The following is a 23301-nucleotide window of genomic DNA, read 5'->3' on the forward strand; positions in this document are numbered from 1 at the left end:
GCGAGTTTTCCATCTGACAGTATCACACATCCGGGTGTGATCTCCCTGAAAGCTGAATCGCCCACACTCTACCTGATAAAATCCGTTACGCAACTTAATTAGCATTCTGCTTAATTTTGCGCCAGTTTTATAACGCAATGCTGATTTGCTGAACGCGATGACTCGCAAGTAATATAGAAGGAGAAAATTGGCTGTCAAAAAAAGGAGTGGAAAATGTCAGGACCAATGGAATCTATTTCACGCCAGGCGTTACTGGAAATAGCGAATCAGTTAACCAAAGAGCACGACGATTATTTTATCGGATTAGAAGCGAATGATGTGATTCAACAGGGTGACGTATTGGTGTTTCGCGGCCCCTATTTTCTTGATGATGAAGGCTTGCCCACCGCCAAAACCACCAAGGTGTTTAATGTGTTTAAACACCTCGCCGTTGAGCTCTCCGCTCACTATCGTCTGGCATAAAAAAGCCCGGCATTTGCCGGGCTTGATTACAAGAGTGGCTTGTCGCCGCGCTGCCACATTTTCAGAATCAACCGTTCAACGGCCAAACTGGCGCTGTTGGTAAAGCGATCCATCATTTTACGCTTACGGGCATAATGCACGCCCAGCACGGTGAAGCGCTCCATATGATTAATGATCAGCGCATCGCTGGTGCCAATTTCGTCAATCAGCCCTAAATCCAGCGCCTGACGGCCATACCAATGTTCTCCCGTCGCCACTTTGTTCAGATCAAGTGATGGGCGCATCTGCTGTACAAAATCTTTGAACAGCTGATGGGTTTCGTTGAGATCTTCCTGGAACTTCTCACGCCCTTCATCAGTGTTCTCACCAAATAGCGTCAGAGTGCGCTTATACTGGCCGGCGGTGTGTAATTCGACATCAATATCGTTGCGTTTCAGCAGACGATTGAAGTTAGGTATCTGCGCAACCACGCCAATGGAGCCAATAATAGAGAAAGGCGCCGCAACGATACGATCTGCAACGCAAGCCATCATATACCCCCCGCTCGCGGCCACTTTATCTACCACAGCGGTAAGCTGCAGTCCCGCATCGCGCAGGCGTTGAAGCTGGGAAGCAGCCAAACCGTAGCCGTGCACCACGCCGCCGGGGCTTTCCAACCGTAGCAGAACTTCATCGCCCGGCGTTGCCACTGCCAGCACGGCAGAAATTTCTTCACGCAACGAGGTCACTTCGCTGGCATCCATGCTGCCTTTAAACTCAAGTACATAAAGCGTAGGTTTTGCCGCTTCGCTGATGCCTGCTTTGGCATTGCGCTTTTCGGTTTTGGCTTTGTGCTTCTCTTCTTTCTTATGCTGCTTCAGCCATACTTTTTGCGCCTGTGGCTTCATTTTAGCGAGCTGAAGATCTTCCTTCATCTCGCGATAATCGTCGTCGAGATGCGTCAGGCGCAGTTGACCGCCGCTATGACGTTTACGCAGCGCGGCATTGAGCACAATCAAAACAATAGCTGCAATCGCCACCACCACGGTGACGGCTTTAGCCAGAAATAATCCGTAACTGGAGAAAAAATCCATTCTGCCGCCTTATTAAACAGTAAATTACAACGGGCTCAAGTTTACCCGCTTTACACCTTGCCGTCGCCTGAAATGCCGCCAGGCGGCACAGAATGCGAGGCAGATCGATTGCACCTGACGGCGATTTAAGGCATAAAGCCAAAAACCTGCTGATCCCCTATAAAGGACATCGCTGTGCATTATCAACCGAAAAGCGACCTGTTGGAAAATCGTATCATTCTTGTCACCGGTGCTTCAGACGGCATTGGCCGTGAAGCCGCCCTTACCTATGCGCGCTATGGCGCGCGCGTCATTCTGTTAGGGCGCAATGCGGAGACGCTGCAGCGCACGGAACACACTATCAACCAACTGAATAAGCAGCCTGCCGCGTCATTGTTACTGGATCTCGCCGACGCCACGCCGGAAAGTTGCCAGCAATTAGCGCTGCAGATCGCTGCCCTGGTGCCTCGTCTTGATGGCGTGCTGCATAATGCCGGCATCCTCGGCGAAATCGTGCCGCTGGAAGAACTTGATCCCACCATCTGGCGCAATGTCATGCAGATTAACCTTGATGCCACCTTCTATTTAACCCAGGCCTTGCTGCCGCTGCTATTGAAATCAGATGCTGGCTCGCTGGTATTTACCACATCCAGTGTCGGCCGGACCGGACGTGCTGGCTGGGGCGCTTATGCGGTATCAAAGTTTGCTACTGAAGGTATGATGCAGGTGCTGGCTGATGAGTATAAAAATCGTCATCTGCGCGTAAACTGCATCAATCCTGGCGGTACACGCACCAAAATGCGCGCCAGCGCATTCCCGGAAGAGGATGCGAATTTGCTCAAAACACCCGCCGACTTGATGCCGCTCTATCTCTATTTAATGGGCGATGACAGCCGCCGTAAAACGGGCATCAGCTTTGATGCGCAGCCTGGACGTAAAGCGGGGCCCGCTACCGCATGAGCGATCGCCACCAGCAGCGACAGCAGCGCCTGAAAGAACAGGTAGATGCACGTATTTCCGCCGCCACCGAAACGCGCGGCATCTTGATGGTATTCACCGGTAACGGCAAAGGTAAAACCACCGCTGCATTTGGCACTGCGCTGCGTGCCTGCGGTCACGGCAAAAAGGTCGCCGCCGTGCAGTTCATCAAAGGCGCATGGCCAAACGGCGAGCGCAATTTGCTGGAACAGCACGGCGTTGAGTTTCAGGTCATGTCCACCGGATTTACCTGGGAGACACAAAACCGCGATACCGATACTGCCGCCTGTCAGGTGGTGTGGCAGCAGGCACGCCGACTGTTAGCGGATGAGAGCCTGGATCTGGTGATCCTCGATGAAATCACCTACATGGTAAGCATGGATTATCTGGAGCTGGATGAGTTAATTCAGGCGCTACAACAACGACCATCGCAGCAAAGCGTAATTATTACGGGCCGCGGCTGCCATCGCACGCTGTTGGATATGGCGGATACCGTGACGGAAATGCGTCCGGTTAAACATGCATTTGATGCCGGCATTCAAGCACAGCAAGGCATAGACTGGTAAATCAGTGACGCCACACCATGCGGCGTCACTTTTCGTATCAGGAACCGCGTTTTGTATTATTACGACGCGGAGTATTGCTGACCACGCCGTGACGTTTTACCGCGCGACGGATTTGGTTGGCTTTAGTGCGACGACGATCTTTTTCCACCGCCACTTTGGTCACCGTCTCTTCCGGCATGCTGACTAAGGTACGCAGATAGTTTACCGCCGGTAACTCTAACTCCATCCAGCCGCCGCGAGGCAACCCTTTGGGCAGTTGAATATCACCGTAACGTACGCGCATCAGACGACTCACCTGCACACCAACGGCTTCCCAGAGACGACGCACTTCACGGTTACGTCCTTCGGTCAGCGTTACGTTGTACCACTGGTTGATACCTTCACCACCGGCAAACTTAATGGTTTTGAATGATGCCGGACCGTCCTCAAGCTGCACGCCTTTGCTCAGCTGACGAATTTTATCGTCATCCACTTCGCCAAACACGCGAACGGCATATTCGCGCTCAACTTCACGGCTTGGGTGCATCAGACGGTTAGCCAGTTCACCATCAGTAGTGAACAGCATCAAGCCGCAGGTATTCACATCCAGACGGCCAACGGCAATCCAGCGCGAACCACGCAGACGCGGCAGACGATCAAAGACCGTTGGACGCCCTTCGGGATCGTTACGCGTACAGAGTTCACCTTCCGGCTTGTAGTACGCCAGCACGCGGCACACTTCGGTTGCTGATTCAGCGATTGAAACCAGATGACCATCAATACGGATTTTCAGGGACTTATCACTTTCAATACGATCGCCAAGCGTCGCCAGTTTGCCGTCAACGCTGACGCGTCCGGCTGAAATCATGGTTTCGATTTCGCGACGCGAACCGTGACCGGCGCGCGCTAATACTTTCTGTAATTTTTCGCTCATGGAGCCTCGTTGTCGCCTTCCCAGGCGTCGTGGTAAGAAGAGGTACGATACAGGGATTACCAATTCCCATATCAGAATCTGTTACCGCTGCGCATCGCTTCCGCAATCTCAGACGGCCCGCGATTTTACACTAACGCAAGTTTTGTTAACACCTTTTCCTTTGCTGCCGATAACAGAGGGCCAGATAAACATCGCCAAATAGGGGCGAAGAAATTAAACATTGATCCCACTGATAGATCATCCCGGTTGCTGAACACACATTCAATGCCAAGTGACTGAAATATTATCAGTTAGAACATCGCCTGCTCTTAAGAAAATCAAACCCACTTAAGCGACGTGATACATTAACCCTTTTCATCACTCCTCAGGCAGCAGAGCGCGCCACATGAAAAGGCTAGCACCAACATTAAATCTAAGTAAAAACGATAAAACAGCATAAAAATCTAATCAACAACCTTAAGTGAGCCTTTAAAATCCAATAAATTTAAATTAATAGTTAATTGGTACTACAGGTTGGATTAAGTCTGTATTTTTGTATTTTTTGATTCAGATTAAATTTGATGAATTGTTATGATGAGAAAACTGTGTAAAATTTGAGCCTGAAATCCAGTGTGTCGTAATTATAACCATTTTAATATTACAACTTACATTCTTTCAGTTAACAACCCATTAACGGTCACTGTGTAATTTCACTGATATATAAACAAACGGGCGCACGCGGGATTTGATGCGTTTATTCATTTACGGAATGAATTTAATTCGCATGTCGAAAGTCTTCACCAGGGATTTTACTGACATGCTTTTATGAAGATTATTGCCATGAAAACCTCTCTGCTTTGGCCAGCGCTTGCGGCGCTGGCACTGAGCGGTTGTTCCGTGGGCCACACTGAGTACAGTCGTACCGCGATGCAGCACGTTGATATGAGCGTGACGGGCATCCCGACTGTGCTGGGTTTGGGCATCCTCGGCACAACCATTCCTTTAACGCCAGAATATAGCCTGACGGCGGCTCACGTCGCGAAAACCGCCGTTCAGCGGGTGAAGGCGTATCATCCCTATTGCGATGTCGCGATTATTTACCATAAAAACAGCCCGGAAACTCTGGCTAAATTCCGTAATAGCGCCGTTGGCGAACCCATTAAAATGTATGGCTATAGCTTTATTTCCGCCATGCCGGTTGAATCAAGCGGCGTTAATTTAGCGCGCACCGCTATCACTAACAAATGGAATAAAAAGCCCTGCATGGCGATGGCATCTAATGCTGGCGTAGTGCAAGGAATGTCGGGCGGCGCGGTATATAATGCTGACCAAACCATTGGCGGCGTCATTGTGGGTTACAGTCATGAAATCGCGAATGTACGCAGTAAGAAAGTCATCTTAAAAGATGTCTCTCTTTATATTCCGTATAGCGATTTCAGCAAATGGCTGGAGGCAAATATTGGTCAGACGCAGAGCATCACGCCTGACCATGTGTAATCACTGGAAGGGACGGATGTCGCCGACGCCTTCCCGCACCACCACTGGCGCATCGCTGGTGAGATCGATAACCGTAGTGGGCTGCTGTCCCAGCGTGCCACCGTCGATGATCAGATCCACCAGCTTGCCAATGCTGTATTGAATCTCTTCAGGATCAGATTCGGTAAAATCGTTGCCGGGCAACATCAGCGAGGTCGACATCATTGGCTCGTTAAGACGTTCCAGCAACGCCAGCGCGACGGGATTTGATGGCACACGTAAACCTATAGTTTTACGTTTATCATTCATCAAACGGCGCGGCACTTCTTTAGTCGCCTTCAAAATGAAAGTGTAATTCCCCGGCGTATTATTTTTCAGAATACGGAACGCCGAGTTATCGACCTGCGCATATGTCGACAGTTCCGACAAGTCGCGACACATCAGCGTAAAGTTATGGTTGCCATCCAGTTGACGGATACGGCATATCCGCTCCATGGCATTCTTCTCTTCCAGTCGACAGCCCAGCGCATAACCCGAATCGGTAGGATAGACAATCACGCTGCCTTTATTCAGATAGTCGACGGCCTGATTCACCAGGCGTGGCTGCGGATTGTCGGGATGAATGTGAAAATATTGACTCATAGAAACCTCATATCACCTGTCTGCAACAGCAATGCTGGGTGCCAAATCGGGGAAGCGCTCCCAAATGGGCTCGACGCCACCAGGAAGCCATAATTTGCGGCCCAGTTCTATCCACGGACAAGGTTGGTGAAAATCTGATCCTTGCGACCCTGCTAGCTGATTATCACGCGCATAAGTTGCCAACTGCGTACGCTCGTTTGGTGCCTGCTGACACTGCGCGACTTCCATCGCGTCCCCGCCCACGTCGGCAAAATGCGCAATCAATCGCTTAAGCCATTTTGCGGAAAGGCCGTAACGCCCCGGATGCGCTAAAACGGCATAGCCGCCAGAATGATGAATAGCATCAATGGCTTGTTTAATTGTACACCATTGCGGAGGCACGTAGCCGGTTTTCCCTCGCGCCAGATAATTTTTGAATACCTGCGCCATATTATCGGCTTTGCCAATCTCCATCAGATAGCGCGCAAAATGACCGCGCGTGATCATACCGCCTTGCGCCAGACGCTGAGCGCCGGCTAACGCATCGGGAATACGTGCACGCTCAAGCCGTTCAGCCATCTGCTGTGCACGGTCGAGGCGACACTGATACTGATGCGCAAGGAATTCTGTCAGCGCGGGATGCTGGCAATCCACATTCAGCCCCACAATATGGATTTCATGATTTTCCCATAATGTTGAGGCTTCTAAACCGGCCAGCACGCGGATCGGAAGGTCCTGCTGCTGCACCGCAGCCCTCGCCTCCGCGACGCCCGCAACGGTATCGTGATCGGTGATCGCTAACACGCCAACTTTCATTTCAACCGCGCGCTGTACCAGTGCGGTAGGCGACAACAGTCCGTCAGAAGCCAGCGTATGGCTATGTAAATCGTAAAGGGGAAAGCGAGCAATGTCCGACAAGATAACTCCAGCAACAGCGTAAACCGGCAGGCATGATAACGATTTTACCCCTGGCTGAAAAAGGGTGTTGACTTTTTTCGCCCGAACCAGTTAACTAGTACACAAGTTCACACGTAACGGGTATTTAATCATGGCTATTTTGGGTACGCATTTAAATGGTTGGTGGCACGATGATCCCTTGAACGGGCGACGTCGTCGTGCACAACTTGCGTAACCGCTGTGCAGATACCTAAGCCCGCCACCGAGCGGGCTTTTTTTTGAGCGAAATTCAGAGAATCCATTATGGCAATTGCGAAACCTACATTGAAGTTGATAACCGGTACCGCGCCCTACCGCGAAGATCCGGCCGCAGTGTTCCATCAGCTATGCGGCGCACGTCCAGCAACTTTGCTACTTGAATCCGCGGATATCGACAGCAAACAGAACCTGAAAAGCCTGCTGATTGTTGACAGTGCGCTGCGCGTCAGTGCACTTGGCAATATCGTTACGATTAAAGCACTGTCTGAAAATGGTCGCGCTATCTTGCCACTGCTGGATGAGGCGCTGCCCTCTGACGTGCGTATTGAAGTGCGCCCCGACGGTCGTGAACTCCATTTTTCCCAGCCGCAGGGTTTACAGGATGAAGATTCCCGCCTGAAAGCGCTCTCGGTGTTCGATGCCCTGCGCCTGATCCCCCAGCTGGTTAACAGCCCGGAAGAGGAGCGCGAAGCGATGTTGCTAGGAGGTCTTTTCGCCTATGATTTAGTCGCAGGCTTTGAAGATTTACCGCAACTGCGCAACGAACAGCGCTGCCCGGATTACTGCTTCTATCTGGCTGAAACCCTGCTGGTGATCGACCACCAACAGCGCAGTGCGCGCCTTCAGGCCAGCTTGTTTAGCCCGTCCACCAGCGAGTTTCAGCGTCTGCAAGGCCGCATTGAGCAACTACGCGGTCAGATGACACAAGCCGCACCTGCCTTACCCGTGCAACGCGTTGAGCAGATGACGTTAAGCACCAGCCAAAGCGATGAAGAGTATTGCAGCGTAGTACGTGAGATGCAGGAAGCGATTCGTATCGGCGAAATCTTCCAGGTGGTCCCTTCTCGTCGCTTCTCGCTGCCGTGCCCTTCACCACTCGCCGCTTACGACACGCTGAAAAACAGCAATCCAAGTCCTTACATGTTCTTTATGCAGGATCAGGACTTCGCGCTGTTTGGTGCCTCTCCGGAAAGCTCGCTGAAGTATGACGCCACATCACGACAGATTGAGATCTACCCGATTGCCGGTACGCGCCCGCGCGGTCGTCACGCTGATGGCTCGCTGGATCGCGATCTTGATAGCCGTATCGAACTGGAAATGCGCACCGACCATAAAGAGATGGCGGAACACCTGATGCTGGTTGATTTAGCGCGCAACGATCTGGCACGCATCTGCGTACCGGGCAGCCGCTACGTTGCTGATTTAACCAAAGTAGACCGCTACTCGTTTGTGATGCATCTGGTGTCACGCGTGGTTGGCACGCTACGTGAAGACCTCGACGTGCTGCATGCCTATCGCGCCTGCATGAATATGGGCACGCTGAGCGGTGCGCCGAAAGTCCGCGCCATGCAGCTGATTGCTGAAAAAGAAGGCACCCGTCGCGGCAGCTACGGCGGCGCCGTGGGTTATTTCACCGCTAACGGTGACCTCGATACGTGTATTGTCATCCGTTCGGCCTGGGTAGAAGACGGCGTTGCCACCGTGCAAGCCGGTGCCGGCGTGGTACTGGATTCTCAACCGCAGGCAGAAGCGGACGAGAGCCGCAATAAAGCGCGTGCGGTATTACGTGCCATCGCAACTGCCCATCACTGCAAGGAGATTTTCTGATGGCCGATATCCTGCTGCTCGATAATATCGACTCCTTTACTTACAACCTCGTTGATCAGCTGCGCACCTTCGGCCACAACGTGGTGATTTATCGCAACAACGTACCGGCTGACGTGCTGATTGAACGCCTGCAGCACATGGAGAATCCGATCCTGATGCTCTCACCGGGTCCCGGCGCGCCAAAGGATGCCGGCTGTATGCCGCATCTGTTGCAAGCCCTGCGCGGCCGACTGCCGATTATCGGTATCTGCCTCGGCCATCAGGCGATTGTCGAAGCTTACGGCGGCCATGTCGGCCAGGCTGGCGAGATACTGCATGGCAAAGCCTCATCTATTACCCATGACGGAGAAGGCATGTTTGCCGGCCTGAGTAACCCGCTGCCGGTAGCGCGTTATCACTCGCTGGTGGGCAGCAATACGCCTGCGGAGTTGACTGTAAACGCCAGCTACAACGGCATGGTGATGGCTGTGCGCCACGATGCTGACCGTGTATGCGGCTTCCAGTTCCACCCCGAATCCATTCTCACCACTCAGGGCGCACGCTTGTTAGAACAGACGTTGGCCTGGGCGCTGGCGAAGTAATAGGGAGATTATGATGCAAACTATTCTGGAAAAACTTTATCAGTCTGAAACGCTGAGCCAGGGCGAAAGTCATCAGCTATTTAGCGCCATTATTACTGGCCAGCTGGAACCAACGCAGTTGGCCGCCGCGCTGGTTGCCATGAAAGTCCGTGGTGAACGTCCGGAGGAGATCGCCGGCGCGGCCTCAGCGCTGCTGGAAGATGCCAAACCGTTTCCGCGTCCGGATTACACCTTTGCCGATATCGTCGGTACCGGCGGTGATGGCAGCAACAGCATCAACATTTCCACCGCTAGCGCCTTTGTGGCGGCTACCTGCGGTTTGAAAGTTGCCAAGCATGGTAACCGCAGCGTCTCCAGTAAATCAGGCTCATCCGATCTACTGGCGGCATTTGGCATTAATCTCGACATGCCGGCGGAAAAAGCCCGCAAGGCGCTGGATGACCTGAACGTCTGCTTCCTGTTTGCGCCGCAGTACCACAGCGGTTTCCGTCACGCGATGCCGGTACGTCAACAGCTGAAAACACGTACCATCTTCAATGTGCTGGGCCCGTTGATTAATCCGGCGCGCCCTCCACTCGCGGTGATTGGCGTGTATAGCCCAGAACTGGTGTTGCCGATTGCGCAAACGTTAAAAGTATTGGGTTATCAGCGTGCAGCGGTGGTACACGGTGGCGGCATGGATGAAGTCGCGCTGCATAGCCCAACGCAAGTGGCTGAGCTGCGCGATGGTGAGATTACCGGTTATCAGCTGACGCCAGAGGACTTCGGTTTTGGCTTCCATGATAAAGACGCGCTGGCTGGCGGGACGCCGGAAGAAAACCGTGACATTCTTACCCGTTTACTCCAGGGTAAAGGCCAGCCGGCCCATGAGCAGGCCGTTGCGGTGAACGTCGCAATGTTACTGAAAGTATTCGGAAATGAAGATTTGCGCGACAACGCACAGCGCGCCATCGCTGCCATTCGCAGCGGACAGGCTTATGAGCGCGTTGTCGCTCTGGCAGCGAGAGGATGAGATGAGTATTAAGGGCACTGTTTTAGAGAAAATCGTACAAGACAAAGCCGTGTGGGTTGAGGCGCGCCAGGCACAGCAGCCGCTCGCCACGTTCCAGAACGATTTACAGCCTGCCGCACGTCATTTTTACGATGCGCTGCGTGGTTCGCGCACGGTATTCATCCTGGAATGCAAAAAAGCATCGCCTTCTAAAGGGCTGATCCGCGAGGATTTCGATCCTGCGGCTATTGCTGGCGTTTATCGTCACTACGCTTCTGCGGTATCGGTGTTAACCGATGAAAAATACTTCCAGGGCGATTTTTCGTTCCTGCCTATTGTCAGCGCGGCCATTACGCAACCGGTGTTGTGTAAAGACTTCATCATCGATCCTTATCAGATCTATCTGGCCCGCCACTATCAAGCCGACGCCATTCTGCTGATGCTCTCGGTGTTGGATGATGAACAATATCGCCAACTCGCCGCCGTAGCGCACAGCCTGAAAATGGGCGTGCTGACGGAAGTGAGCAATGAAGCAGAGCTGGAGCGCGCAATTGCGCTGGAAGCCAAAGTGGTTGGGATTAATAACCGCGACCTGCGTGATTTATCCATCGACCTCAACCGCACGCGTCAGCTGGCGCCGCGCCTTGGGCATGGTGTAACAGTCATTAGCGAATCGGGTATTCATAACTATGCGCAAGTGCGTGAGTTAAGCCATTTCGCGAATGGCTTCCTGATTGGTTCCGCGCTGATGGAAGAAGCCAATCTCACCGCTGGCGTGCGTCGCGTGTTACTCGGCGATAACAAAGTTTGCGGCCTGACTCGCGCCGAAGATGCACGAGTGGCACAAGAAGCCGGAGCCATCTACGGTGGACTGATTTTCGCTGAAGGTTCGCCGCGTCAAATCAGTATTGAACAAGCGCAAGTGGTTCAGTCTGCTGCTCTATTGAAGTACGTAGGCGTATTCCGTAATAACGCAATAAGTGACATTGTCACCACAGCGTTAACCTTGAAGCTTGCAGCCGTACAGCTGCACGGTGATGAAGACCGAGCATTTGTCGCAGAACTACGTGCCGCCATGCCCGCTGAGACGCAGATTTGGAAAGCGCTCAGCATCAAGGAGCATTTGCCAGCACGTGATTGGCAACATGTTGATCGCTACGTGTTCGATAACGGCCAGGGCGGTAGCGGTCAGCGTTTCGATTGGTCACTGCTGCAAGGTCAGGATCTCGGCAATGTACTGCTGGCCGGTGGCTTAAGCGCTGATAACTGCGTCGAAGCCGCTCAGCTCGGCTGTGCCGGCCTCGACTTCAACTCTGGCGTAGAGTCTGCCCCGGGCATTAAAGATGCCGGTAAAGTCGCAGCGGTATTCCGCACGCTGCGCGCCTATTAATTTCGCTTGCCCGCCATCGTGCGGGCCGAATAAGGAAGATGAAAAAATGACCACGTTATTGAATCCCTATTTTGGCGAGTTTGGCGGCCAATATGTGCCGCAAATCCTGATGCCAGCGCTGCGCCAGCTGGAAAATGCCTTCGTCGAAGCACAGCGCGATCCGGAGTTTCAGGCCGAGTTTACTGACCTGCTGAAAAACTATGCCGGGCGTCCAACGGCTTTGACGCTGTGTAGTAATCTCACCAAAGGCACAAAAACGCGCCTTTATTTGAAACGTGAAGACCTGCTGCACGGCGGCGCACACAAAACCAACCAGGTGCTGGGTCAGGCATTGCTGGCGAAGCGCATGGGTAAAAATGAGATCATCGCTGAAACCGGCGCGGGTCAACACGGCGTGGCCTCGGCGTTAGCCTGCGCCCTGCTCGGCATGAAGTGCCGCATTTATATGGGTGCTAAAGATGTTGAACGCCAGTCGCCAAACGTATTTCGTATGCGTTTGATGGGTGCGGAGGTCATTCCGGTACACAGCGGCAGCGCAACATTGAAAGATGCCTGTAATGAGGCATTGCGTGACTGGTCTGGCAGCTACGAAACCGCGCACTATATGCTCGGCACCGCGGCGGGTCCGCACCCGTTCCCGACCATCGTACGTGAATTCCAGCGCATGATTGGTGAAGAGACAAAAGCCCAGATTCTGGAACGCGAAGGCCGCCTGCCAGATGCGGTGTTAGCCTGTGTTGGCGGCGGTTCGAATGCGATCGGCATGTTTGCTGACTTTATCGACGAAACCAGCGTGGGTCTGATCGGCGTTGAGCCTGCTGGTCACGGTATCGAAACCGGGGAACACGGCGCACCGCTAAAACATGGTCGCGTGGGGATCTATTTCGGCATGAAAGCACCCATGATGCAGACAGAAGAAGGCCAGATTGAAGAGTCCTACTCGATTTCCGCCGGTCTGGACTTCCCGTCAGTTGGCCCGCAACATGCACATTTGAACAGTATTGGCCGTGCGGAATATGTCTCGATTACTGATGACGAAGCGCTCAGCGCCTTTAAAGAGCTATGTCGCTCAGAAGGGATTATCCCTGCGTTAGAGTCATCGCATGCGCTGGCTCACGCGTTGAAAATGATTCACGAGAATCCGGATAAAGAGCAGCTGCTGGTGGTTAACCTCTCCGGCCGCGGCGACAAAGACATCTTCACCGTTCACGATATTTTGAAAGCCAAGGGAGAGATCTGATGGAACGTTATAATCAGCTGTTTCAACGTCTGTCGGCGAAAAAAGAAGGCGCTTTTGTGCCCTTCGTCACCCTCGGCGATCCCTCGCCTGAACTGTCGCTGAAGATCATTGATACGTTAGTCGCTGGCGGCGCAGATGCTTTAGAACTCGGTATTCCGTTTTCCGATCCGCTGGCAGATGGTCCAACCATCCAGGGCGCTACGCTCCGTGCCTTTGCCTCCGGTACCACCGTGGCTCAGTGTTTTGAAATTCTGGCAACCGTACGCCAGAAATATCCTGACCTGCCGATTGGTCTGCTGATGTACGCTAATCTGGTGTTCAGTAAAGGTATCGATAATTTTTATGCGCAGTGCGCCGCCGTGGGTGTGGATTCGGTGCTGGTAGCGGATGTTCCGGTGGAGGAGTCGGCGCCATTCCGTCAGGCAGCAATGCGCCACAACGTGGCACCGATCTTTATCTGTCCGCCGAATGCGGACGATGCGCTACTGCACGAAATTGCTCAGCACGGTCGCGGTTACACCTATTTGCTGTCCCGTGCTGGTGTTACCGGCTCAGAGAATCGTGCAAGCCAGCCGCTGCATCATCTGGTTGAGAAGCTGCGTGAATTCAATGCGGCTCCGCCGCTGCAGGGGTTTGGTATTTCCGAGCCAGGTCAGGTAAAGGACGCCATTGCAGCAGGCGCTGCAGGTGCAATTTCCGGCTCAGCGATTGTGAAAATCATTGAACGTAAACAAAACGATCCCGCCAGCCTGCTCAGCGAACTGAAAACCTTCGTTAGCAACCTGAAAGCAGCCACCCTCTAAAATCACGAGGCCTTATTCGCGCACGCGGATAAGGTCTCGTTTCTACATTTTGTTTCCCTGCAACGTCTGTGCTGCCGCTCAGATCTGCTCGTTTTAATCAATCAAAATCACTTTTAACCTGCACCACCAGCCTAACCTGGTTGATAAACGTGTAATTGGATCAATAAGTGGCAAAAATCACGCATTTCTAACTTTTTCGCATCGAGGGGTTTGCCGATTGCGCAAGCTCAGACCACAATTAACTGCGCCGCCCCATTGCGGCGAAACATCATCTAAGACAGGGAGATAACCAATGAATTTTTTCAAAGTCGTTGCAGGATTTTTGATGGCTGCAGTAGTGGCACTGACGCTGAGCGCTTGTGCACCAACAGCAACAAAAGAAGGCACGGGTGGATACATCGACGATACGGTTGTCACCACCAAAGTTAAGGCACAGTTGTTAAATGATGAATCGCTGAAATCTACTGAGATCAACGTTGAAACCTTCAAGGGCAAAGTCCAGCTGAGTGGTTTTGTTAGCTCACCACAGATGGCTAACCGTGCCGTTGCAGTAACGCGCAGCGTAGCGGGTGTTAAATCTGTGGTTAACAATATGCAGATTAAATAACACAACGGGCGACCATCTGGTCGCCCGTTTCCTTTACGGCATCCCCGTTAGAAACGGTAACCCACGCCGAAGAAGAATACCCAGGGATCGATGCGAGTATTAATATTTTGCTGCTCACCGTTGGCTTTGAATTTCACCTCTGTATCAATGTCCATGTACCACAGCGATGCATTCAGCATCCAGTCGCGGTTGATTTGATAATCTAAACCAACCTGCCCCGCCAGACCCCACGAATCTTTCACACTGAGATCGCTTAAACCGGCGTCTTTGCCTGTCTGATTAAATTTTGCATCATAAAAAGTGGTGTAGTTGATACCCGCGCCGACATAAGGACGCACTTTGCTATGGCTATCAAAGAAATAGTATTGCGCCATTAATGTCGGTGGCAGCTGGCGCACGGTGGCGAGGTTGCCGGTGGCGCCGAGGCCAACTTTATGACGGAAGGGGGTTGCTGCTAACAATTCAACGCCAATGTTGTCCGTCGCCATATAGGTAAAGGTTAAACCAAGTTGGGTATCGTTACTTACATTGAAGCCGCCCATTCCCAGCACATTGTCAGAGCCTTCGGTCGGACGTACGGTCGCGCTACCTGCGCGCATAAAGAAATCACCTGCTTCATGAGCCAGTGCCAGTTGCGGGATGGCCAGTGCCATTAGCAGCGCGCATTTTGCCAGTTTCATAATCACTCCTTTGCCAAATAAAGTAGGGTCTTAATCGTGTTCGCGGCACAACATTTACCCCTTTTTTGGTAAAAGATCATCTTCCTCAATATAAATTAATCACTTAAAAAACAATGAATTGATTCAGATCAATTTTGGCTTTACACGGCGCAATAATTGTCTGCTTGCGAAAATTTTTTGGGGTGATTATTTTACTTTTTCCTGAGTGATTTTGGTTCGATGCATGAGGAGTGGCGGGCGATCAGATGAGCGATTTACTTAACCCCTGTATGACGTGTGGCGCATGTTGCGCGTACTTCCGTGTCTCCTTTTACTGGGCCGAAGCCGATGATGGCGCCGGTGCCGTACCCGTTGAGTTAACCGAACCGTTAGGCCTACTGATGCGCAATATGCGCGGCACCAACGATCGTCAGCCGCACTGTATTGCGCTGCAAGGGGACGTTGGCGGCTGCGTATCCTGCGGTATTTATCAGCAACGTCCGTCGCCTTGCCGTGAATTTTCGATGTCTGGAGAGAACGGGGAGGTGAACGAAGCCTGCGATCGCGCCCGTGCGCGCTATGGCCTTCCCGCCCTTTTTCACCCTTCTTTACCTGAGATGACATAAAGTTATCGCAATGCGGGTGCCAGCACGCCAATAGAACATGTACAATCGCCGGGTTAATTAATCCGGTTCTTTCAAGGAGTTTACATGTCTATCACGGCAAGCTCGTTATACCGTGACACAGGAAATTTTTTGCGCCATCAGTTGGTTACTATTTTACTGATGGCGCTGCTGACCTCGTTCATTACTGTGATTGTCGGCCATGCGTTAACGCCTGGTGAAGAGCAGCTATCGTTGTTAAGTCAGTCAGATGACAGTGCATCGTCGCTGTTTGAGCTCGTGCAGAATATGTCACCCGATCAGCAACGAATTCTCCTGCGTGCATCTGCGGCGGGAACCTTCGCGGCTCTGATTGGCAACACGCTGCTGCTGGGTGGCATGCTATGCCTGATCCCCATGGTTTCTGGTGGACAACGCGTCAGTGCGCTGCGTGCGATTGGCGCTTCTGCGCCCATGCTGCCAAAGCTACTGTTGCAAACTTTCCTGATCACGCTGCTGGTGCAACTGGGCTTTATGGTACTGATGGTACCGGGCGTGATTCTGGCGATACTGTTTTCGCTGGCGCCAGTGATTCTGGCCAGTGAAAAGCAAGGGGTCTTCGCTGCCATGCGTGCCAGTATGCGTCTCGCGTGGAAAAACATTAAGGTCATTGCGCCAGCGATCGTGCTGTGGCTGCTGGCAAAAATCGTTTTAATGTTCTTCTTTTCATCGCTGACCGTACTTCCTGCGAACATCGCTTCCGTGGTGTTAAACGCGCTGGGCAATCTGGTCTCCGCTGTATTGATTATCTATCTGTACCGGCTCTATATGCTGTTACGTTAATCGTTAAGGCGCTCAATTGGGCGCCTTAACTGTACGCTCCTGCCCTAATTGGAAACGCTATGAAGCAGTTACTCGATTTTCTTCCCCTGGTAGTTTTCTTCATCTTCTACAAGCTGTACGACATTTTTGTGGCATCTGGCGCACTCATTGTTGCGACTGGCTTGGCGCTGGTCGTCAGCTGGGTGCTGTATCGTAAGCTGGAAAAGATGACCATTTTTACCTTCGTGCTGGTAGCCGTTTTTGGCACGCTAACGCTGGTGTTCCATAACGATGAGTTCATCAAATGGAAAGTCACCGTGATCTACTCCTTGTTCGCACTGGCGCTGCTTTATAGCCAGTGGTTCATGAAACAACCGTTGATCCAAAGCATGCTAGGTAAAGAGCTACAGCTGCCTTCAGGCGTTTGGCGTCATCTTAATATTGCCTGGGCGATTTTTTTCCTCGCTTGCGGTCTGGCAAATATTTATGTTGCGTTTTGGTTATCGCAGGAGTTTTGGGTTAACTTTAAAGTGTTCGGTCTGACCGGCCTGACCCTACTCTTCACCCTGCTAAGCGGCGTATATATCTGGCGACAGATGCCGCAACAAGAACAAAAATAAAGCGACTCCGCCCGATATTGTCGGGCTTCTCTTCACCTGCAGAAGAACTGAGCAATGGAAGAAAAACATAAGTCGCCGCAAGGCGAAATGGTATTGCGCACTCTGGCAATGCCCGCAGATACCAATGCCAATGGCGATATTTTTGGTGGCTGGTTGATGTCGCAGATGGACATGGGCGGCGCCATTAAGGCGAAAGAGATTGCCGAAGGTCGCGTTGTCACCGTGCGCGTTGATGGGATGACATTCCTCAAACCGGTAGCGGTGGGCGATGTGGTGAGTTGCTATGCTCGCTGCATCCGCACCGGCAATAGTTCGATGACCATCAATGTTGAAGTGTGGATTAAGAAAGTCTCGTCTGAACCTATCGGTCAGACTTACTGTGCCACTGAAGCGGTATTTGTCTACGTGGCCGTTGATAACACCGGGCAATCTCGCCCCCTGCCGCCCGGCAGAAGCAATCTAAGCGATGTTTAAAACGCAAAAAGCGGTCATCTGACCGCTTTCTTTTTGCTCATCAATCACATGATTTTACTCAATATTCGCGCCACCATTAATACGGAACACGATATTCATGGTCAGATTTTTACCTGGACGACCGGGTTGATAGCGCCATTTCTTCATAGCCTGTTTCACTTCTCGCTCAAACATATTGCGCGGTTCAGCAGATAAAATCTCCACGTTGTCTACGCGACCATCACTATCCACATCAAACTGCACGCGTACGCGTCCTTCTACGCGCAGCGCAAATGCACGCGCGGGATAGGCTGGCTTACTCACATTCATCGCTTTCGGGCCATCTGAAACGCTTGGGGTCGCAGTCGGATTTGCTTTAGGTGCTGTCGTTGGGCGTGTCTGCGTAGTAGGCGCCTCTTGTTTGATCGGATTTTCCTGTGGCTTCACTTCCTGCCGTGGTTTCGGCTCAGGCTTTTTCTCAACCTTAGGCTTCGGTTTGGGTTTAGGCTTCGGCTTAGGTTCAGGTTTAGGAATGGGCACTGGCTCAACCTTGGGCGGTTCAGGCGCCACTTCTGGCTCTGGTTCGGGCTCTGGCGGCGGCGGTGTCACCTCTGCGGGTGCAGGCTCTGGCTGCACTTCCGGCGCCACAAGGGACACGCTAATTGGCTGTGACGCTTTTGGAACTTCAATGACCTGATGAAAGGATGCATAGAGAATGCCAGCAATCAACGCACCGTGAAGTACCACGGATAAAATTACAGCAACAGGAGTACGTGTAGGAAAAGGCGTAGTCAACGTGGTCATATCATTCATGTTCATTGAGTGAAGCGCAGATTTTAAATGCAAATAGCAATCAGTTTCAATAAGCGATGTGTAAGGCACCCATTTTAAGGCTTTTTTAACCCTCTTTGCGCTGAATGACAGTGTAAATATCTTTCGTTTGCACTCTGATTAACGATCACTTAACGTGTCACGCAATTTCGGCAAGTCTAACGGGAGTATCCCATCGTGCTTTACGTCATTTATGCGGAAGATACCGCTGATTCACTGGAAAAACGCAATTCGGTACGTCCCGCGCATCTTGCTCGTTTGAAGCTGCTGCAGGATGAAGGCCGTCTGATTGCTGCAGGCCCGCTACCAGCGGTTGATAGTAATGATCCAGGTCCGGCGGGTTTCACCGGCTCCGTGATTATCGCTGAGTTCTCCTCACTGGAAGTCGCGGAATCCTGGGCCAAAGATGATCCCTATATTGCAGCAGGCGTCTATGAGAAAGTCGCGGTTAAGCCGTTTAAACGCGTTTTCTGATTTATGTGGCAGCCTGTTTTACTGCTTTTGGCGGTGTTTGTACTCATTGGCAGGGCACTCCTGGTATGGCGTCAGCAAGGCTGGCGCAACGCACGACAGCACATCGTCATGCTAATTGTACTAGCAGCAGCATTACAGATGGTCAACGTGATCGTGGTGCTACGCGGCGCATAAAGCCGCGTATGCCAATCAGACCATTTGTGAAATAAATAGAATAGAGCGCCGATGTTGTTGCGCCACCTGATGACGAATGGTGTGGATACGTTTGTATCGACGCGATTGCCCTTCCAGCCAGCGAGCACGGCGACGATGTACCTGACGTAACATTCTCCAGCGCGCCACTTCATTTTTGCTGCGTCTCATCACATCCTCTCAGACAGGCTAAACTCGGCAGGGATTATAAAGATCTGCTCCAAAATGCCAAATCGAAACCTTCATCGAAGTGTCATTCACGATTAAAGGTTTCACTACCTGTAATCAGCACGTAAACTTTGCACTTCAAAGCGCGAACAGGATGTCCACTTAATGACCACATTTTATACCCTTATCAGTTGGTTGCTGCTCTTTGGCTACTGGTTGCTGATTGCGGGTGTCACGCTACGCATTCTGATGAAACGGCGCGCGGTGACCTCGGCAATGGCCTGGCTGCTGATCATCTATATATTGCCGCTGGTGGGTATAATCGCTTATCTCTCATTTGGTGAACTGCATTTGGGCAAACGGCGTGCTGAACGTGCCCGCACCATGTGGCCTTCAACCGCTAAATGGCTTAACGATCTTACGCAGTGCCGCCACATTTTCGCCACAGAACATAGCGAAGTCGCGCGCTCGTTGTTTGAGCTGTGTCGTCATCGCCAGGGGATTGCCGGCGTTAAAGGCAATCAGTTGCAGTTGCTGACCAGCTCCGATGATGTCATGCATGCGCTGATTCGCGACATCCAGCTGGCGCGCCATAATATCGAGATGGTGTTCTATATCTGGCATCCCGGCGGGTTAGCCGATGAAGTAGCAGAATCACTGATGGCTGCATCGCGGCGCGGCGTACATTGCCGCTTAATGCTGGATTCAGCCGGTAGCGTCACCTTCTTCCGCAGCCCGTGGGTCAATATGATGCGCAATGCGGGCATCGATGTGGTTGAAGCGCTTCAGGTAAGCCTGCTACGTGTGTTCCTGCGTCGTATGGATTTACGCCAGCATCGGAAAGTGGTGCTAATCGATAACTACATCGCCTACACCGGCAGCATGAATCTGGTCGATCCACGCTTCTTTAAGCAGGATGCCGGTGTCGGACAGTGGATCGATCTGATGGCACGCATGGAAGGTCCCGTGGCCACCACAATGGGCATTGTGTATGCCTGCGACTGGGAAATTGAAACGGGTAAACGTATTCTGCCGCCGGCACCTGATGCGAATGTCATGCCATTCGAGCAGGAAAGTGGCCATACCATTCAGGTGATCGCCTCCGGTCCCGGCTTCCCGGAAGATATGATTCATCAGGCACTGCTCACCGCGGTTTACTCAGCACGTGAGCAGTTGATCATGACAACGCCCTACTTTGTACCCAGCGATGACTTGTTACACGCCATCTGCACCGCTGCATTACGTGGGGTTGAAGTCAGCATTATTGTACCGCGCCACAATGATTCGTTGCTGGTTGGTTGGGCTAGCCGCGCCTTCTTCACCGAACTGCTCGAAGCCGGCGTAAAAATTTATCAGTTTGAAGATGGCTTACTGCATACCAAAAGCGTTCTGGTGGATGGGCAACTGAGTTTAGTGGGCACTGTTAACCTGGATATGCGCAGCCTTTGGCTTAATTTTGAGATCACATTGGTGGTAGATGATGATGGCTTCGGCAGCGATCTCGCCACGGTACAAGATGATTATATCGCCCGCTCACGCTTACTGGATGGTGCGCGCTGGGCGAAACGTGCCTGGTGGCAGCGCATCGTTGAACGACTGTTTTACTTCTTTAGCCCTTTACTGTAAAACGAGCGAAAATATTACCGCCTCACGGCAAGCAGGAATGACCATGGATTTAAACAATCGCCTTACTGAAGATGAAACGCTGGAGCAGGCTTACGATATTTTTCTTGAGCTGGCAGGCGACAACCTTGATCCCGCAGACATCATTCTTTTCAATCTGCAGTTTGAAGAGCGCGGGGGCGCAGAGCTTTTCGATCCTTCTGAAGATTGGCAGGAACATGTGGATTTCGATCTGAACCCCGACTTCTTCGCTGAAGTGGTGATTGGATTGGGCGAAGCCGATGGCGAGCCGATTACAGATGTGTTCGCGCGCGTCCTGCTGTGCCGTGAAAAAGATCACAAGCTCTGCCACATTCTGTGGCGCGAGTAAGTATCCTATAAAAAAACGCCGGGCATCCACCCGGCGTTTTTATTTATAGCGGATCGACTTTTAAACACGAAACCGCATGGCGGAAGCTGCCTTCCAGCAGCGGCCGCGTTTTTGCACACTCTGGGCCAGCAATCGGGCAACGCGTACGGAATACGCAACCTGATGGCGGATTAATTGGCGACGGTAGTTCCCCTTCCAGCAGCTGGATCTGCTTATTCTTCTCCAGATCAGGGTCAGGAATCGGCACCGCCGACATCAGCGCACGCGTATAAGGATGCTGCGGATTGTTATACACCGCATCGTAGGTGCCCAGCTCCACGGCATGGCCAAGATACATCACCAGTACGCGGTCGGAGATGTGTTTGACCACCGCCAGATCGTGCGCGATAAAGATCAGCGACAGCCCCATTTCGCGCTGCAACTTTTGCAACAAGTTAACGACCTGCGCCTGGATCGACACGTCCAGCGCCGACACGGGTTCATCGCAGATGATCAGTTTCGGTTCAAGGATTAAAGCGCGCGCTATTCCAATACGCTGACACTGACCGCCAGAGAACTCATGCGGATAGCGGTTGATAAGGTTCGGCAGTAAACCGACCTTCATCATCATGCTTTTAACCTTATCCTTTACTTCCTGGCGCGGCATTTTCGGGTAATAGGTGCGTAGCGGTTCAGCAATGATATCGCCGATGGTCATACGCGGATTGAGCGACGCCAGCGGATCCTGGAAGATCATCTGGATATCGCTGCGTGCCTGGCGCCACTCTTCCTGGCTTTGCCCCAGCAGATCGCGACCGAGCCACGCTACGCGTCCCTCCGTGGCTTTTACCAGCCCGATAATTGCGCGAGCCAGCGTCGATTTTCCGCAGCCCGACTCGCCTACAACGCCGAGCGTTTCACCTTCGTAGAGACGCAAGCTGACACCATCAACTGCTTTTAGCGTGTGAGGCGGCTGCCAGAACCACTGTTTGCCATCCTTAATTTCGAAGTGCACCTTAAGATCGGCGATCTCGAGGAGGACTTTTTTCTCTTCAACTACGGCACTCATACTAACTCCTCCACCGGCTTGAAGCAGGCACGCAGACGACCTTCAGCAAAAGGTTCCAGCGGCGGTGCCTTGGCGCAAATGTCCATGGCGTAGGCGCAACGAGGCTGGAATGGACAGCCTTGTGGTAAGCGCAGCAGGTTTGGCGGGTTGCCAGGAATAGTGGTCAGCGACTCACCTTCTTCGGCATCCAGACGTGGCACTGCACTTAGCAGGCCAATTGAATACGGATGCGCAGGCTGATAGAACACATCGCGCGCGCGACCATATTCCATCGTTCGACCGGCGTACATCACCAGCACTTTGTCACAGATTCCCGCTACGACACCGAGATCGTGGGTAATCATCACGATCGCGGTGTTGAATTCGCGCTTGAGCTCATTCAGCAACGTCATGATCTGTGCCTGAACAGTCACGTCGAGCGCGGTGGTGGGCTCATCAGCAATCAGCAGTTTTGGCCGACACAGTAGCGCCATCGCAATCATTACACGCTGGCGCATACCGCCAGAGAACTCGTGCGGGAACATCTTCATGCGTTTACGTGCTTCCGGCATTTTCACTGCGTCCAGCATACGCACTGACTCTTCAAACGCCTGTGCGCTGTTCATGCCCTTATGTAACTTCAGCACTTCCATTAACTGCTCACCCACGCGCATATAGGGATTGAGCGAGGTCATCGGATCCTGGAAGATCATCGAAATCTGCTCAGCACGCAGCTTGTTGAGCTTGTTTTCCGGCAGATTAAGGATCTCTTCGCCATTAAACTTCGCCGAACCGCCTATACGTCCATTTTTCGCCAGCAGCCCCATCAAGGCAAACGCAGTTTGCGATTTACCTGAGCCAGATTCCCCCACAATTCCAAGCGTTTCACCCGCATGCAGCGAAAAGTTGAGATCGTTCACAGCTGTTACATCGCCATCATGAGTACTAAAGGTGACACGCAAATCTTTTACATCCAGTAGCAGGTTACCGTTTCCCGCACGCGCAGCTATTGCTGGCTGAAATTCATGGATAGTCATC

25 protein-coding genes, 1 pseudogene and 1 other annotated feature are annotated in these 23301 nt (G+C 52.3%); of the genes and pseudogenes, 17 read left to right on the plus strand and 9 right to left on the minus strand.

Going from position 1 to position 23301, the window contains the following annotated elements; genetic code table 11:
• Positions 1-213: 213 nt before the first annotated feature.
• Positions 214-462, plus strand: a complete 249-nt coding sequence (locus ACIP6T_RS06175; RefSeq protein ID WP_400455980.1) for a DUF2498 family protein — start codon at positions 214-216, stop codon at positions 460-462.
• Between the two features lie 26 nt (positions 463-488).
• Here ACIP6T_RS06175 and sohB read toward each other — a convergent pair whose 3' ends face one another.
• Entirely contained in the window at positions 489-1535 is a 1047-nt protein-coding gene (sohB, locus tag ACIP6T_RS06180) for a protease SohB (RefSeq protein ID WP_097097206.1), read from the minus strand.
• A gap of 174 nt (positions 1536-1709) precedes the next feature.
• On the opposite strand from sohB, the gene ACIP6T_RS06185 reads away from it, so the two are divergent.
• Positions 1710-2474, plus strand: coding sequence for a YciK family oxidoreductase (locus ACIP6T_RS06185; protein WP_097097205.1), 765 nt, complete (start codon positions 1710-1712; stop codon positions 2472-2474).
• A complete protein-coding gene (gene cobO / locus ACIP6T_RS06190; RefSeq protein ID WP_097097204.1) occupies positions 2471-3058 on the plus strand; it encodes a cob(I)yrinic acid a,c-diamide adenosyltransferase in 588 nt (195 codons plus the stop codon). The genes ACIP6T_RS06185 and cobO overlap by 4 nt, the downstream gene beginning before the upstream one ends.
• A 37-nt stretch (positions 3059-3095) precedes the next feature.
• Here the strand turns inward: cobO and rluB are convergent, their stop codons facing one another.
• Positions 3096-3971 carry a 23S rRNA pseudouridine(2605) synthase RluB gene (gene rluB, locus ACIP6T_RS06195; protein WP_097097203.1) on the minus strand — a complete coding sequence of 292 codons (876 nt, stop codon included), beginning with the start codon at positions 3969-3971 and terminating at the stop codon, positions 3096-3098.
• Positions 3972-4790: 819 nt separating this feature from the next.
• On the opposite strand from rluB, the gene ACIP6T_RS06200 reads away from it, so the two are divergent.
• Positions 4791-5447, plus strand: a complete 657-nt coding sequence (locus ACIP6T_RS06200; RefSeq protein WP_345829598.1) for a serine protease — start codon at positions 4791-4793, stop codon at positions 5445-5447.
• Here ACIP6T_RS06200 and ACIP6T_RS06205 read toward each other — a convergent pair whose 3' ends face one another.
• Both ACIP6T_RS06205 and ACIP6T_RS06210 read right to left on the minus strand, forming a co-directional pair.
• Complete coding sequence (locus tag ACIP6T_RS06205; RefSeq protein WP_097097201.1) at positions 5448-6068, minus strand: L-threonylcarbamoyladenylate synthase; 621 nt, start codon at positions 6066-6068, stop codon at positions 5448-5450.
• Between the two features lie 12 nt (positions 6069-6080).
• Positions 6081-6965: a PHP domain-containing protein gene (locus ACIP6T_RS06210; protein WP_400455984.1), complete on the minus strand. Its 885-nt coding sequence runs from the start codon at positions 6963-6965 to the stop codon at positions 6081-6083.
• Positions 6966-7119: 154 nt separating this feature from the next.
• Positions 7120-7224 (plus strand) — a sequence feature (Trp leader region).
• A gap of 23 nt (positions 7225-7247) precedes the next feature.
• On the opposite strand from ACIP6T_RS06210, the gene ACIP6T_RS06215 reads away from it, so the two are divergent.
• From ACIP6T_RS06215 to ACIP6T_RS06240, 6 genes and pseudogenes are all read left to right on the plus strand, one after another.
• The gene (locus tag ACIP6T_RS06215) at positions 7248-8810 is read left to right on the plus strand and encodes an anthranilate synthase component 1 (RefSeq protein WP_097097199.1); all 1563 of its coding nucleotides are present in this window, start codon (positions 7248-7250) and stop codon (positions 8808-8810) included.
• Positions 8810-10403: pseudogene (gene trpD / locus ACIP6T_RS06220) on the plus strand (bifunctional anthranilate synthase glutamate amidotransferase component TrpG/anthranilate phosphoribosyltransferase TrpD). The gene ACIP6T_RS06215 and the pseudogene trpD overlap by 1 nt, the downstream one beginning before the upstream one ends.
• Positions 10404-10410: 7 nt before the next feature.
• Positions 10411-11772 (plus strand): bifunctional indole-3-glycerol-phosphate synthase TrpC/phosphoribosylanthranilate isomerase TrpF, encoded by a 1362-nt coding sequence (gene trpCF / locus ACIP6T_RS06225; protein WP_400457082.1) that lies wholly within the window; start codon positions 10411-10413, stop codon positions 11770-11772.
• A gap of 46 nt (positions 11773-11818) precedes the next feature.
• Entirely contained in the window at positions 11819-13012 is a 1194-nt protein-coding gene (trpB, locus tag ACIP6T_RS06230; protein WP_097097195.1) for a tryptophan synthase subunit beta, read from the plus strand.
• On the plus strand, positions 13012-13815 hold the full coding sequence (trpA, locus tag ACIP6T_RS06235; protein WP_400455986.1) for a tryptophan synthase subunit alpha: 804 nt from the start codon (positions 13012-13014) through the stop codon (positions 13813-13815). The genes trpB and trpA overlap by 1 nt, the downstream gene beginning before the upstream one ends.
• Positions 13816-14107: 292 nt before the next feature.
• Positions 14108-14422 carry a BON domain-containing protein gene (locus tag ACIP6T_RS06240; protein WP_097097193.1) on the plus strand — a complete coding sequence of 105 codons (315 nt, stop codon included), beginning with the start codon at positions 14108-14110 and terminating at the stop codon, positions 14420-14422.
• Positions 14423-14469: 47 nt separating this feature from the next.
• Here the strand turns inward: ACIP6T_RS06240 and ompW are convergent, their stop codons facing one another.
• Positions 14470-15102, minus strand: coding sequence for an outer membrane protein OmpW (gene ompW, locus ACIP6T_RS06245; RefSeq protein ID WP_400455988.1), 633 nt, complete (start codon positions 15100-15102; stop codon positions 14470-14472).
• Between the two features lie 245 nt (positions 15103-15347).
• On the opposite strand from ompW, the gene ACIP6T_RS06250 reads away from it, so the two are divergent.
• The 4 genes from ACIP6T_RS06250 (at position 15348) to yciA (ending at position 17599) form a co-directional block, all read left to right on the plus strand.
• Complete coding sequence (locus ACIP6T_RS06250; protein WP_097097191.1) at positions 15348-15707, plus strand: YkgJ family cysteine cluster protein; 360 nt, start codon at positions 15348-15350, stop codon at positions 15705-15707.
• Positions 15708-15791: 84 nt separating this feature from the next.
• The gene (locus tag ACIP6T_RS06255) at positions 15792-16526 is read left to right on the plus strand and encodes a YciC family protein (RefSeq protein WP_097097190.1); all 735 of its coding nucleotides are present in this window, start codon (positions 15792-15794) and stop codon (positions 16524-16526) included.
• A 59-nt stretch (positions 16527-16585) separates the two neighbouring features.
• Positions 16586-17125, plus strand: a complete 540-nt coding sequence (locus ACIP6T_RS06260) for a septation protein A (protein ID WP_097097189.1) — start codon at positions 16586-16588, stop codon at positions 17123-17125.
• Between the two features lie 54 nt (positions 17126-17179).
• Positions 17180-17599: an acyl-CoA thioester hydrolase YciA gene (gene yciA / locus ACIP6T_RS06265; protein WP_400455991.1), complete on the plus strand. Its 420-nt coding sequence runs from the start codon at positions 17180-17182 to the stop codon at positions 17597-17599.
• Positions 17600-17653: 54 nt separating this feature from the next.
• Here yciA and tonB read toward each other — a convergent pair whose 3' ends face one another.
• Positions 17654-18382: a TonB system transport protein TonB gene (gene tonB, locus ACIP6T_RS06270; RefSeq protein ID WP_400455992.1), complete on the minus strand. Its 729-nt coding sequence runs from the start codon at positions 18380-18382 to the stop codon at positions 17654-17656.
• 204 nt (positions 18383-18586) lie between these two features.
• Here tonB and ACIP6T_RS06275 point away from each other — a divergent pair, with 204 nt between their 5' ends.
• Positions 18587-18883, plus strand: a complete 297-nt coding sequence (locus ACIP6T_RS06275; protein ID WP_007892393.1) for a YciI family protein — start codon at positions 18587-18589, stop codon at positions 18881-18883.
• Between the two features lie 189 nt (positions 18884-19072).
• Here ACIP6T_RS06275 and ACIP6T_RS06280 read toward each other — a convergent pair whose 3' ends face one another.
• On the minus strand, positions 19073-19246 hold the full coding sequence (locus ACIP6T_RS06280) for a YciY family protein (RefSeq protein WP_097097186.1): 174 nt from the start codon (positions 19244-19246) through the stop codon (positions 19073-19075).
• Positions 19247-19408: 162 nt separating this feature from the next.
• Between ACIP6T_RS06280 and cls the strand changes: the two genes are divergently transcribed.
• Entirely contained in the window at positions 19409-20869 is a 1461-nt protein-coding gene (gene cls / locus ACIP6T_RS06285; protein WP_097097185.1) for a cardiolipin synthase, read from the plus strand.
• Positions 20870-20906: 37 nt separating this feature from the next.
• Positions 20907-21236, plus strand: a complete 330-nt coding sequence (locus ACIP6T_RS06290; protein WP_196250121.1) for an HI1450 family dsDNA-mimic protein — start codon at positions 20907-20909, stop codon at positions 21234-21236.
• Between the two features lie 43 nt (positions 21237-21279).
• On the opposite strand, the gene oppF is transcribed toward ACIP6T_RS06290, so the two are convergent.
• Positions 21280-22284: a murein tripeptide/oligopeptide ABC transporter ATP binding protein OppF gene (gene oppF, locus ACIP6T_RS06295; protein WP_345829583.1), complete on the minus strand. Its 1005-nt coding sequence runs from the start codon at positions 22282-22284 to the stop codon at positions 21280-21282.
• Positions 22281-23300, minus strand: coding sequence for an ABC transporter ATP-binding protein (locus tag ACIP6T_RS06300; protein ID WP_097097183.1), 1020 nt, complete (start codon positions 23298-23300; stop codon positions 22281-22283). The genes oppF and ACIP6T_RS06300 overlap by 4 nt, the downstream gene beginning before the upstream one ends.
• Position 23301: the final 1 nt, after the last annotated feature.

Source organism: Pantoea sp. NPDC088449 (assembly GCF_044753225.1).
Taxonomy (GTDB): Bacteria; Pseudomonadota; Gammaproteobacteria; order Enterobacterales; family Enterobacteriaceae; genus Pantoea; species Pantoea floridensis.